Below are 11671 nucleotides of genomic sequence, written 5' to 3' on the forward strand. Positions count from 1 at the left end.
ATATTATAAATTTAATGCTTACTGATTATCTTCTTCTCAGATTTTACAAACACCGTCTTTTGAAGCATTCTTTCCTGAAAAATGCTCTGCGAATCTATCAGCTTTTTAATGATTACTTTTCCGGCCTCCTCTTTAATCATATCAGAAGCTGCAACCGCATCACACAGCAATCTTACTTCAGATAATTCAAACTCCCGGTCAATCAGGTAATATCCCTCTCTGTTGTCTTGATAGCCTTCAATTTCAATTCCCAAGCTTCGAAGCGCCTCAATATTTCTGTAAGTTGCTCTTCTTTCCATATCGACATCGTAGATTATTTTTAACTTCTCTCTTATCTTCTCTGCTGATAAAATATGATTCTCATCTGAATATTTCTTTAATATTTCACACAAACACAATATCGTCGCTTTTTGGGCAATCATCTCTCGTACACTCCACTCGTTTTTTACATTATACTTGCTCTTTTCACATTAATTAACTCTTCGCTGTACCATTTTTGGTACAGTGTCTGGAACACGAATGGTTTTTCCTATGTGCTATATTATCAGCATCACGTAAACGGAGAAGAAAACTATGAATTTACCTGCAATTAACAATGCCTTTCAAAACATCAAAAACACATGCCAGGACAAACTCAAAAAACTTTACCCAAAAGGAATACCGGAAGATATTCAATCCCGATATGTCAGAGAGCTTTCATTCTTAGAGCATTCCAATCTTATCGATGATTTTGAAATATTTCGCCGGCTTTCTGATGAAACCAAAAAAAATTCAACAATCATGAATGCACGCGGAACTCTGGCCGGATCCATCCTGTATTTTCTTTTGGGAAACAATAGTTTTATAATCCGCTACATCCACATTACTACTGTACAGAATGTGAATATTACGAAGCAGTGGATACGAATTTATTTGGTATTGATCTTCCTCGAAAAAAATGTCCGCATTGCAATGCTGATATTCTGGCAGATGGTTATAATTTGCCGATAGAAAGCGTTTGGGGAAATAACGGAAAAAAATATATTTCTTTTGAATATAATGTAAATTCCGAATTTCTTCCATTCGCACGACGAGTTTTACAGTCTGTATATCCGGATAACGAAATTGTTCCCTAGAGAGTATTTCAACTTGATCCCGGTTCCAGTGTACCGCATCCGGATGATTGAATTATCCGGATACGCCATTTTACCTTCCGGCAATACAATTCAGGATTATTCTGATTTGATTTCCTATTTGGAAAACGGAGAAGCATGTATCACCGGCGGAAGTTGGGAATTAGAAGAACACATGCTAAAATCAATCAAATTATTTCCATTGGAATACTTGGATGATCTGATTCAGTTGCAACGGGCAACAGGCATCTATGCCAATGATCTTCGCACCAAAGAACTTCGAGAAATTACGTGGAGTAATATTTATAACACTGCCATTCCAAACAGTAATTCCAGAATGTTGTTCCACGAATTCAAACCGAAAACCTATAATATAAAGATATGGTTGCTTTCGACTCCAGCTCACACAATTCTTTCTCATGGCAAGAGGGAAATTATAACTACATTGACTTGGGTAAATTTTATAAAATGATTTCTACAGATTCCTTTAAAAAATACCCATGTTTTACAAGAGAGGACTTTTTCGATCACATGATTAAATTGGGAACAGAACGTACTTTGGCATTTGACGCATCAGAAAAACTCCGAAAAGGACACGCAAACTCATGCGGAAAATATCAATAGCAGTTCTTTGATTTACCAACACCTGATGAAATCAAGGAAATTGCTAAAAACTACGTATACGTTTTCCCTCGTGCGCATTGCATTGAATACATTTTAATCTACGCCAGACTCGCATACTATGCCAAATCCGACAGCCGCGCTTTTAGCTAAATTGTATTCAAGAAGAAATTATAAAAGAAACTGTACTGAAAACTATATGTTATTTTGAATTCATCTGCTTGTAGAATTCATGTTTAGATTATATTCATATTGTATCTTTCGTTCACATCAAAACCAAATTGCGTATAACTTATTACGCAATTTGGTTTTTGAAAATTGTTTAAATTAATTATCAGATTAAAATAAATCAAGAATCGAAAAACCGCTATATGATACGCTATATTGTATTAAGATATACTGACAAACCAGATTCATTAAGAGATTTAACAGCTAAATCTAATCATAAATACTAGAAAACTAAATCTGAAAACACAGATTATTTCCTCAGCTTTACGTGGGAATATTTATTTTCAAAACACAATTTTACCATCTATACTTTGGGCATTTTCCCATCTATACATGGGATTTCTTTTGGGGATCATATATCCCTTCTTTATATGGGAACTTTTAATAATATCTGTCATACATATGCCTCATCTAAAATTTTATCTCGTATTGAGATATTTTTTCAATATACAAGCCTTACATACTTTATTTTTGTATTGTGAGGTGATTAACAATGAAATACCATGAACGAATGCGGTGACCTACGGCAGGATAATGACTACACACAAGAATATGTTGCCAAATATTTAGGTGTCGCACAGAATACATACTCTCAATATGAATCTGACAAGCGACCTATTCCATTGGAATATATTGTGGCACTTTGTGATTTATACGAAGTCTCTGCAGATTATTTACTTGGAAGAGTAGACAAAAAATAAGGCATTCCTTTTATGAAATGTTTTTATTTTTAAATAGAAATAATAAGCATTTTCTAGACCTCTTTTTTCTCAATACTCGACCTTTTTATTTCTTTCGTTTTTTGATGAGTATCATAATAATCATTCTTAGCCGATTATAAGCTTCCCAACTACATATGGGTACCTTTATCTTTATTCACAAAATAAAATTCCCATCTATATTTGAGTATCTTTTTTTCTTTATTTTCATAAACAAGTTCCCAGCTATATGTGAGTATTTTTTTCTTTATTTTCACAATCAAGTTCCCAGCTATATGTGAGTATCTTTTTTCTTTATTTCCGTAATCAAGTTCCCAGCTATATCTGGGGTATCCTTTTTCTCTATTCACAAGATAGAATTCCCATCTCTATTTGAGTATCTTTTTTTCTTTATTTCCACAACCAAGTTCCCAGCTATATCTGGGTATCTTTTTTCTTTATTTTCATAAACAAGTTCCCAACTATATGTGAGTATTTTTTTCTTTATTTTCACAATCAAGTTCCCAGCTATATGTGAGTATTTTTTCTTTATTTTCACAATCAAGTTCCCAGCTATATGTGAGTATCTTTTTCTTTATTCCTGCTTTATGCTTTCAATTTGTATTGTAGAAGCGATATGCTATAATGTGCAATAGCTTTTTCTATTATGGTTGTATATTCATTGCAAATTTCGCCCAAACAGTGTAAACCTTTTGATGACTCGGTCCGCTACTTTTACTCAGGCGGTGTATGTACTACTACAAATGTCTTCAGGCTTCAATGGCAAGGACTAAAGTCGGCGCTAATATGCCCCATTGACCCCAGAATCTATTTGCAGTTTATGGTAATCAAGCAAGCAATGGCATAGGCTGCTTCCGCTCACAATAAAGCACACGGGTGATGCATTCCGAATACACCGCTTATGCGAAAATGACATTCCGTTTATTCGGAATGTGCAATTCATTGATTCTGATTAAATCAAGTGGATTTTTTAGACAAAATCAAACATTTTTCACACGTGAATTTCATTTGATAGTTTAAATTTATAATGTGTTTATTTTCTCGTTAAAAACAAATTCCGTATAACTTATTACGGAATTTGTTTTTTTAATAACGTTTAAATTCAGTTTTAGATTAAAATAAATCAAAAATCATTTCAAAACTTAGAACATAAAAAGTATGTGTGTAATTCTTGAAAAATCTATACGACAAATGACCATTTTCTACATAGATTACCTTACAACTCAATTTTGCTTCAGAATATACTTTTTCTATAAACCTCTTTTTCTATCATATATGTGCAAAATGGGAATTCCCGGAACAAATGTTTTTCCACACAACCGAGAAATAATACCCGCCACATTTTCACGCCAATAATCGAAAAAGAGAAAGATGCTGCCTAAAAAGCAAACATCTTCCTCTTTTTCGACTACAGTCCCTATCTTATGTTTTGCAAACAGATAATCTAAATGTACATATCAATCAAATAATCTGCTTCATATGCATTTCTTTCATCGTAAATAAGCCCAATGGTACAAACGTCGTATTCCTGACCGCCTCGCATATAGTAAACCTTAAAACCAAATGCTTCTCCACCATTGCGTTCACAATCTAATTTTTCGCACCTCTCGCATTCGACTAAAAGTCCGTCAAATTCGCGCCATGGAATATACGCGTGTGTATAGGACTTATCACATGAAGAATTCATTTTTATAATCTCTTCATGCAATCTTTCTTTCATTTCGTTCTTAAGTAAATCGTTTGTAAAACTACTACTTATACTTCTCTCAGACAGATAATCGTTTCTAAAATTCTTTTTCATAAGCATTACTCCTTTCGTTCTTTCCGGTTTTCTAGTTGTTACTTTATTAAATAGTTTTTTACTGCTTTTCATGCATTTCACCTCCTTTCTTTCATATACAATAACATTTTTAGAATCTCCTATTTTTTCTCCAAAGGAAAAATAGCAGTGACGTCAATTTATATATAAGTTACATCTCATGAAACCAAAACTCTTCGTTATTCGTGTATACTTATAATACAAATTCAAAAACAAGAAGAATTCCCTTCTCTTCTTCACCAAATCAAAAATTCCATATTCATTAATGGAACCACTAAGACATGCACACATAGTGCTATCGTTTCATACATTTAGAAAAAATAGGGGAAAACAGATTATGAATAAACCAACCTATTACCTCTGGCGGAATGATTTTTCGTCACAGCAAGAATTTGAAGAAGCAAAGGTACTGTTTTTGAATTTGGGATTTCGAGTGGTTGTATTTCTTGATGGAAGCAGCGAGAAAAATATCCATGACGGATTAAAATCTCTAATCAAAAACCATATCTAATCATCAGAAAGGAAGTGTATCAATGAACGCAGGTTACGTTCGACTCTCCAGAGACGATGACAAAAAAAACTACGTCTCGATAGAAAACCAGAAACTAATCATCAATCAATATGCTGCCGATCATGATACTGTCATTGATCGGTGGTATGAAGACGACGGGGTTTCTGGCTACATCTTTGACAGACCGGGCTTTCAGCAAATGATGGCGGATCTGGATAAAGAAATTGATACTGTATACGTCAAAGATTTTTCACGTTTAGGCCGCCATAATGCAAAGGTTCTTTTGCTTCTGGACGAATTTCAGGAACGTGGAAAGCATCTGATCGTTATCGATGATAATTACGATTCCATGGACTCTAATGACGATACCATCGGTATAAAGACATGGTTCAATGAACGTTATGTAAAGGATACCAGTAAAAAGATTAAACGTGCCATCGGTGCCAGACAGAAAGAAGGTACTTTGATTACTCGACCACCCTTCGGATACAGACGTAATCCAAAGGACAAAACAATACTGGAAATTGTTCCAAAAGAAGCAGAAGAAATCAAACGGATTTACGATCTTTATATTTCCGGATCTGGATACCGCAAAATTGCGAACTATTTGACCGATCAGGGAATACCCACGCCATCCATGGTACAGCGGGAACGGGAGCTTGAAGAAGGGCGGTTATCGAAACGTAAAGTTGTTTCAACTTGGACAGATGGAATGGTAAAAGAAATTCTGGATAATGATTTTTACATGGGCACATTTCGTCTAAGGAAGCGTGCAAGAAATACCGTGCACGGGAAAGATAAACGAGTTCCCAAAGAGGAGCAATGCATCTTTAAAAATCATCATCCGGCAATCATTGATCGGGCAACATTTTCACTCGTACAGGAATTAAAAGAAAAACGTAACAGAACAAATTACCGCGGCAGCCGTGGTGAGTGGATTGGATCTGAGATTCCAAATCCATTTGGAAGTTGTCTTTTTTGCAAAGACTGCGGGTGCCGCCTGACTCCGATCAAACGCCAGACTTCTGCCAGAGAGCGAAAATATTATATCTGCACTACCTACAACACAAAGGGAAGACGCTATTGTTCGAAAGCTCATTTGATTGAAGAAGCGGATCTGATGGAGGATGTTTTAGCCTATATCAAGCTGTGTCGGAATGCCTTATGTGAAGTAATCGCCAGCTATGACTTGAAGGATTTTGAATCAGAGAAGAAAACAATAGAAGAAAAGAAACTGGATCTTCAAGCAGACATCAACGAACGAAAAAATCAGCTCAAAGTGCTTCTTACTCAAAAAGTAAAAGATATGGCAATCTCTGCCGGAAATGAAGATCTGATTAAAGAAACTTACGATTCCTTGCAGAATGATTTATTATCACAAATCCGTGGATTGGAAAAAAAGTTAAGCGATCTGAATGCAACAGTTTTAGAAACTCCGGATGTGAAGGATAAACTTAGAAATGCTCTGGATGTTGTAGATAAGATCATCGCAGGAGGAAATCTTGACCGAAGAGATATTGAACTGCTCATTGAGCGTATTGAGGTAGATGAAAATGGCCTTCCGGAGATTACATTAAAATACGGCTTATCCAATCTGATTGATTACAGTCCTGCTATCGAGCTGAACCGCCGTGAGAATACGATCATTGCTGTTGTCATGAAACTGATTGCTGAGGAAGAACGGCATTTTACATCTGCGAAATATCTTGCGGAACACATAACAGCGCTTGGAATCAAGAAGACAAAGAAAAATATCATGCCCTATATCGAGCTAATGAAAGAACAAGGAATCCTGGAAGCTACGGATAATTCATTGAAGCCATACAACATCGTAAAGACAAAGGAAGAAATCACAGCACTTGCCTGCAATTTTGTGTCTGATTTGCCTGCTGAAATGACCGCAAAGCAGTTATCAGACGATTATTTACATTGCTATGGAGGCAGCAGGTGGCATGCCGGAAATGGTATTCGAGTATATCCTCAAACAAAATGGAATTGATCCTTCCAAAGACCTGACCATCAATCAAAGCATCGATTTCGGTTCCACCGCCGCCGCATTTTCCGGCGGTCAGGGAGACTTCACAATCGAGTTCGAACCTGCAGCAACCACACTGGAACAGCAGAATGCCGGTTATGTCGTAGCATCACTCGGTGTAGATTCCGGTTACGTTCCCTACACAGCCTACAGTGCAAAAAGCAGCTATATGAAAGGAAACCCGGATGTGATCCAAAGTTTCACCAATGCGCTTCAAAAAGGTATGGATTACGTCCAGACACATACCCCGGAAGAAATCGCCGAAGTCATTGCTCCACAATTCAAGGAGAACGATCTTGAAACCATCACCGCCATCGTCAGACGTTATTATGAACAGGATACCTGGAAAGAGAATCTGATTTTTGAAAAAGAAAGCTTCGAACTTCTGCAGGATATCCTGCAAAGTGCCGGAGAGCTGGAAGAAAGAACACCATATGAAAAACTTGTTACAACAAAATATGCCAAGAATGCTGCAAAATAAAAAGTAAAAGGTGGCTGATGGGGACGTATCCCCCACCAGCCACCCTACCAGTCACTTATCGGATAAATCCCTGCTGATATGCTCTCATTTTATTAAATGAATACATCTCAGCAATCGTTGCCTGATAATACGGTTCTACATAAAGCACGGACAGAATTCCGCATGTAAATACAGATAAAATATTCCATCCGATGAAGGAAAGATCAAGCACAAATGCCTCCCATTTCTGGCCTTCCATCATCTGTTTGCTGATCAGGAATGCTTCTTTTCTGTCCATTCCCGGATTCTCGGCAAGGATGTACGGGACCATTTTATATTCGTAAGATTTCACGATTCCCGGTACCACGAGAAGAAGTGACCACAGGAACACATACAAGTCTCTAAGAAACATAGTCAGTACAACGTTGCCGTAATGTCCTGACCTGAACGGATCGAGCATCGTCCCTACTCCCGGTCTTTCGGTCTGGTTCAATACGAAGAAACGTGATCCACCGACGATCAGTACGTTTTCCACCAGATACTGAAGCACCATTCCGACCAGTGCCATCACAAGCACGATCGATGTAGCAATTCCTGCAAACAACATTCCTTTCGGTGAACTCAGGAAGTCCTCAATCACATTTTGAGATGCTGAACCGGAATACTCGACTGTATCCGAATACTGAAGTCTTTCTGTGACATTTCCGCCTCCGAAGATCAGGGAAATAATTCCCATCAGAAGTGCAACCGCAACTGCTGCACCATAGTTGCGTTTAAACGCCATTTTCCCTCTCATTTTTAGTTCCTGTCTGTTCCACATAGCTGTTACCTCCTAAACTAAATCATTCTTTCGCTTCCTGTATGCGCTCATTCAGATCATTTAAATAGACCCAGCGCTCCATCTTCTCTTCTAATTCTGCTTCCACCCCTTCTTTCTCAGCTACAAGTTCACCAAGGCGAAGAGAGTTTGTTGCATTTTTCAGAATCTCTTCGTCCAGATTTTCAATTTTTGCTTCCAATCTGGCAATATCGTCATCAATCGTTTCGAATTCTTTCTGTTCTTTATAGGTAAATCTAAGTTTTTTCTCACGCTGTTTCCATGTGTCTTTGGCGGGTTGTTTCTGATTTTCCGTCGTTCCGGTGCCGTCTCTATTATTCTTGTTCGGAATGGCACCACGCCTGCCGTCTTCATCTTCCGAAATGGTCTCCAGCTCTTTCCGGATCAGATAATCCGAATATCCGCCTTCGGACTGCCGGATCACTCCGTCTCCTTCAAACGCAAAAATACGGTTCACCGTCCGATCCAGAAAATACCGGTCATGTGAGACGATAATGATAATTCCCGCAAAATGATCCAGATAATCCTCCAGAATCGTGAGCGTCTGAATATCCAGATCGTTAGTCGGCTCATCCAGAATCAGCACATTCGGTGCTCCCATCAGAATACGCAGCAAATACAACCTCCGCCTTTCTCCTCCTGAAAGCTTCTCGATCGGAGACCACTGCATCGCTCCGTCAAATAAAAAACGTTCCAGCATCTGTGAAGCTGTGATCTTACCGTCCGATGTGGTGATGTATTCTCCCACTTCTTTGATATAATCGATCACTTTAAGTGATGTATCCATATATTCATTTTCCTGGGAAAAATAACCCATGCGGATGGTCTGTCCCACTTCCACTGTTCCTCTGTCCGGCTTCGCGATCCCGTTAATGATCTTAAGCAATGTGGATTTACCACATCCGTTCGGTCCGATGATCCCAATCCGGTCATTGCGCAGAAAAATATAGGAATAATCCCGAATCAGGCATCTTTCCCCATATGACTTTGAAATTCCGGACAATTCAATTGTCTTATTTCCCATGCGGGATGCCGCCGAGTCAAACTGAACCCGGCGTTCTGCCTGAATGTCCTTCATCTCCTGCATCGCTTTGATCCGGTCAATATGTGCTTTCTGCTTTGTACTGCGCGCTCTCGCGCCTCTATGCAGCCATTCCAGCTCCGTCCTGAGCAGACTTTTCCGCTTTCTCTCTGTCGCTAGTTCCATGCTTTCTCGTTCTTCTTTCAGGCGCACAAATTCCGAATAATTTCCCGGATAACTGTACAATTTCCCTTTATCCACCTCTACGATCCGGTTCACCACCCGGTCCAGAAAATAGCGGTCATGTGTCACCATCAAAATGGCGCCCCGAAAGCGTATCAGATACTCTTCCAACCATTCTGACATTGCATGATCCAGGTGGTTGGTCGGCTCATCCAGAATCAGGATGTCTGCCGGCGTCAGCAGTGCCTGAACCAGCGCAACCCGCTTCTTCTGTCCCCCCGACATATGCTCGATCTTTTCATTATAATCCGTGAATCCAAGCTGATTCAGCATCGATTTTGCTTCGGCCTCAATCGTCCATCGATTCATCTCATCAGTATTTCCCTCGACCGCTGCCCGAAGAATCGTCGTTCCTTCCGCAAAAACCGGTGTCTGGGGAAGGTAACAAATCTTCACATGATTCCCCATGCTGATTTTTCCCGAATCATATGGTTCTATCTGTGCCGCCACCTTCAAAAGTGTCGATTTCCCCATCCCGTTGATTCCAATCACACCGATTTTCTCATTTTCATTGATTCCAAATCCGACATCATTCAGCAGGATTCGATCTGTGTAGGATTTGGTTACATGTTCCATAGTCAGCAAATTCATAATCTATATTCCTTATGGCAATACCGGAAAAGGCACCGCCATTCTTCTCTTTGTCTCTTTCTCATTGCTAACTTATTATACTCACATTTCCCTGTTCGCGTCAACACCGGATTCCGTTTTCAATTTTTTCTCAGATTCACTTGCTTTATCCGCAATTTCGGCAAGTGTCATATCCTGAAGCAAGGCAATCACATCCTCATCAATCTGATCCCAAACCAGTTTTCTGATCGCTCTCTGGAGCGCGTCCAGTTCTTTCTCCTCTTTTTTTTCGACAATGCAGAATTTTCCCTCTACTGCAGCCAATATTTCTTCTACCGTGATTTCTTTCGGTTCTTTATCTAACGAATAACCTCCTTTTGGCCCTTTCATACTCTTCACGATCCCGGCTTTTCTCAATGCACCCAATACCTGTTCCAGATAATTCAGAGACATCTCCTGCCGCTTGGCAATCTCCACCAGAGGCACCGGGCATTCCTGAATGTGAACCGCCAGATCCACTAACGCTCTTAACCCATATCTTGCTTTTTTAGAGACTTTCATAACATACCTCTCTACGTTTCATTGTTCATTTTTTCCACTTCGTCAACAATATCCTGAAGTGTGACCTTCTCTGTAGTCTTCTGTATTCTCTCCCAGAGCTGCTGCCACACTTCCTGCACAGCACATGTGCCATTATTCCTGTCGCATTCCCCTTTCTCTCCGAGACAGGATACGGGAATCATTTCATCTTCCACTGCTGCCAACACATCATATGCTGTAATTTCTTCCGCATTTTTTGCAAGACAGTATCCGCCATACGCCCCGCGTACGCTGACAACGACCCCATTGTCTTTCAGTCCTTTCATAATACGTTCCAAATATTTTTCTGAAAGGTTTCGACGATTCGCAATATTTTTAAGGCTTTCCCAGGAATCCTCTGTCGAATGCATGGCAAGGTCTGCTACTATTTCTAATGCATATATTCCTTTCGTAGATATTCTCATACAAGATTCCCTCCAAATTTTCTTTCTTTTCTATCATTGTAAAGGATAATGCATTTTCACACAATGAAAAATCGCTAATTTTTTTTGCTTTTTGTTATAATCACATAGTTTTTTGCGCATTTATCATGCAACTATTGACGAATTTACAAATGCATGATAAAGTAGTATAGAATATATACACTTTGGTAACGGTTGATGCTCGTTATCCACAAATCTATAATGGAGGTAGTACCGATGAACAAGGGCACCGTAAAATGGTTTAACAACCAAAAAGGCTATGGATTCATCTCTGACGAAGCCGGTAATGATATTTTCGTTCATTACAGCGGACTGAACATGGAAGGATACAAGAGCCTTGAAGAAGGTCAGGAAGTAGAATTTGAGATTTTCCAGGGCGAAAAGGGACCTCAGGCAGTGAACGTAACAAAGCTGTAATCAAAATTTGGTGTACCTTTTATATATGTAAATCGCAATTTTATTTAAATATTTA

The 11671-nt window shown here is 38.9% G+C and carries 14 protein-coding genes and 1 pseudogene; 7 read left to right on the top strand and 8 right to left on the bottom strand.

Annotation, left to right across the window (positions count from 1 at the left end; translation table 11 throughout):
• Positions 1–11 precede the first annotated feature (11 nt).
• The gene (locus tag ACTNA4_RS05060; protein WP_441028864.1) at positions 12–422 is read right to left on the bottom strand and encodes a hypothetical protein; all 411 of its coding nucleotides are present in this window, start codon (positions 420–422) and stop codon (positions 12–14) included.
• A gap of 151 nt (positions 423–573) precedes the next feature.
• Here ACTNA4_RS05060 and ACTNA4_RS05065 point away from each other — a divergent pair, with 151 nt between their 5' ends.
• From ACTNA4_RS05065 to ACTNA4_RS05075, 3 genes are all read left to right on the top strand, one after another.
• Entirely contained in the window at positions 574–990 is a 417-nt protein-coding gene (locus ACTNA4_RS05065; RefSeq protein WP_441028866.1) for a hypothetical protein, read from the top strand.
• Positions 991–1158: 168 nt separating this feature from the next.
• On the top strand, positions 1159–1584 hold the full coding sequence (locus ACTNA4_RS05070; protein WP_441028868.1) for a hypothetical protein: 426 nt from the start codon (positions 1159–1161) through the stop codon (positions 1582–1584).
• 880 nt (positions 1585–2464) lie between these two features.
• Positions 2465–2662 (top strand): helix-turn-helix domain-containing protein, encoded by a 198-nt coding sequence (locus ACTNA4_RS05075; RefSeq protein WP_441028870.1) that lies wholly within the window; start codon positions 2465–2467, stop codon positions 2660–2662.
• Positions 2663–2811: 149 nt separating this feature from the next.
• On the opposite strand, the gene ACTNA4_RS05080 is transcribed toward ACTNA4_RS05075, so the two are convergent.
• The 3 genes from ACTNA4_RS05080 to ACTNA4_RS05090 form a co-directional block, all read right to left on the bottom strand.
• Entirely contained in the window at positions 2812–3030 is a 219-nt protein-coding gene (locus tag ACTNA4_RS05080) for a hypothetical protein (RefSeq protein ID WP_441026512.1), read from the bottom strand.
• Positions 3027–3218 carry a hypothetical protein gene (locus tag ACTNA4_RS05085; protein WP_441028872.1) on the bottom strand — a complete coding sequence of 64 codons (192 nt, stop codon included), beginning with the start codon at positions 3216–3218 and terminating at the stop codon, positions 3027–3029. The genes ACTNA4_RS05080 and ACTNA4_RS05085 overlap by 4 nt, the downstream gene beginning before the upstream one ends.
• A 906-nt stretch (positions 3219–4124) precedes the next feature.
• Positions 4125–4553 (bottom strand): hypothetical protein, encoded by a 429-nt coding sequence (locus tag ACTNA4_RS05090; RefSeq protein WP_441026516.1) that lies wholly within the window; start codon positions 4551–4553, stop codon positions 4125–4127.
• A gap of 283 nt (positions 4554–4836) precedes the next feature.
• Between ACTNA4_RS05090 and ACTNA4_RS05095 the strand changes: the two genes are divergently transcribed.
• The 3 genes and pseudogenes from ACTNA4_RS05095 to ACTNA4_RS05105 form a co-directional block, all read left to right on the top strand.
• On the top strand, positions 4837–5010 hold the full coding sequence (locus ACTNA4_RS05095) for a hypothetical protein (protein ID WP_441028874.1): 174 nt from the start codon (positions 4837–4839) through the stop codon (positions 5008–5010).
• A gap of 22 nt (positions 5011–5032) precedes the next feature.
• The gene (locus tag ACTNA4_RS05100) at positions 5033–7009 is read left to right on the top strand and encodes a recombinase family protein (protein WP_441028876.1); all 1977 of its coding nucleotides are present in this window, start codon (positions 5033–5035) and stop codon (positions 7007–7009) included.
• A pseudogene (locus ACTNA4_RS05105) lies at positions 6957–7526 on the top strand (ABC transporter substrate-binding protein); the annotation flags it as partial. The gene ACTNA4_RS05100 and the pseudogene ACTNA4_RS05105, both read left to right, overlap by 53 nt.
• 55 nt (positions 7527–7581) lie before the next feature.
• Here ACTNA4_RS05105 and ACTNA4_RS05110 read toward each other — a convergent pair.
• From ACTNA4_RS05110 to ACTNA4_RS05125, 4 genes are all read right to left on the bottom strand, one after another.
• The gene (locus ACTNA4_RS05110; protein WP_427805653.1) at positions 7582–8325 is read right to left on the bottom strand and encodes a DUF975 family protein; all 744 of its coding nucleotides are present in this window, start codon (positions 8323–8325) and stop codon (positions 7582–7584) included.
• Positions 8326–8347: 22 nt separating this feature from the next.
• A complete protein-coding gene (locus tag ACTNA4_RS05115; RefSeq protein WP_441028878.1) occupies positions 8348–10198 on the bottom strand; it encodes an ABC-F family ATP-binding cassette domain-containing protein in 1851 nt (616 codons plus the stop codon).
• A gap of 81 nt (positions 10199–10279) precedes the next feature.
• Positions 10280–10738, bottom strand: a complete 459-nt coding sequence (locus ACTNA4_RS05120; RefSeq protein WP_427805651.1) for an RrF2 family transcriptional regulator — start codon at positions 10736–10738, stop codon at positions 10280–10282.
• Positions 10739–10749: 11 nt separating this feature from the next.
• The gene (locus ACTNA4_RS05125; protein ID WP_427805650.1) at positions 10750–11181 is read right to left on the bottom strand and encodes an RrF2 family transcriptional regulator; all 432 of its coding nucleotides are present in this window, start codon (positions 11179–11181) and stop codon (positions 10750–10752) included.
• A gap of 234 nt (positions 11182–11415) precedes the next feature.
• On the opposite strand from ACTNA4_RS05125, the gene ACTNA4_RS05130 reads away from it, so the two are divergent.
• Positions 11416–11616, top strand: coding sequence for a cold-shock protein (locus tag ACTNA4_RS05130; RefSeq protein ID WP_427805649.1), 201 nt, complete (start codon positions 11416–11418; stop codon positions 11614–11616).
• The last annotated feature ends 55 nt before the right edge of the window (positions 11617–11671 follow it).

Source organism: Bariatricus sp. HCP28S3_A7, assembly GCF_052066375.1.
GTDB lineage: Bacteria > Bacillota > Clostridia > Lachnospirales > Lachnospiraceae > Allocoprococcus.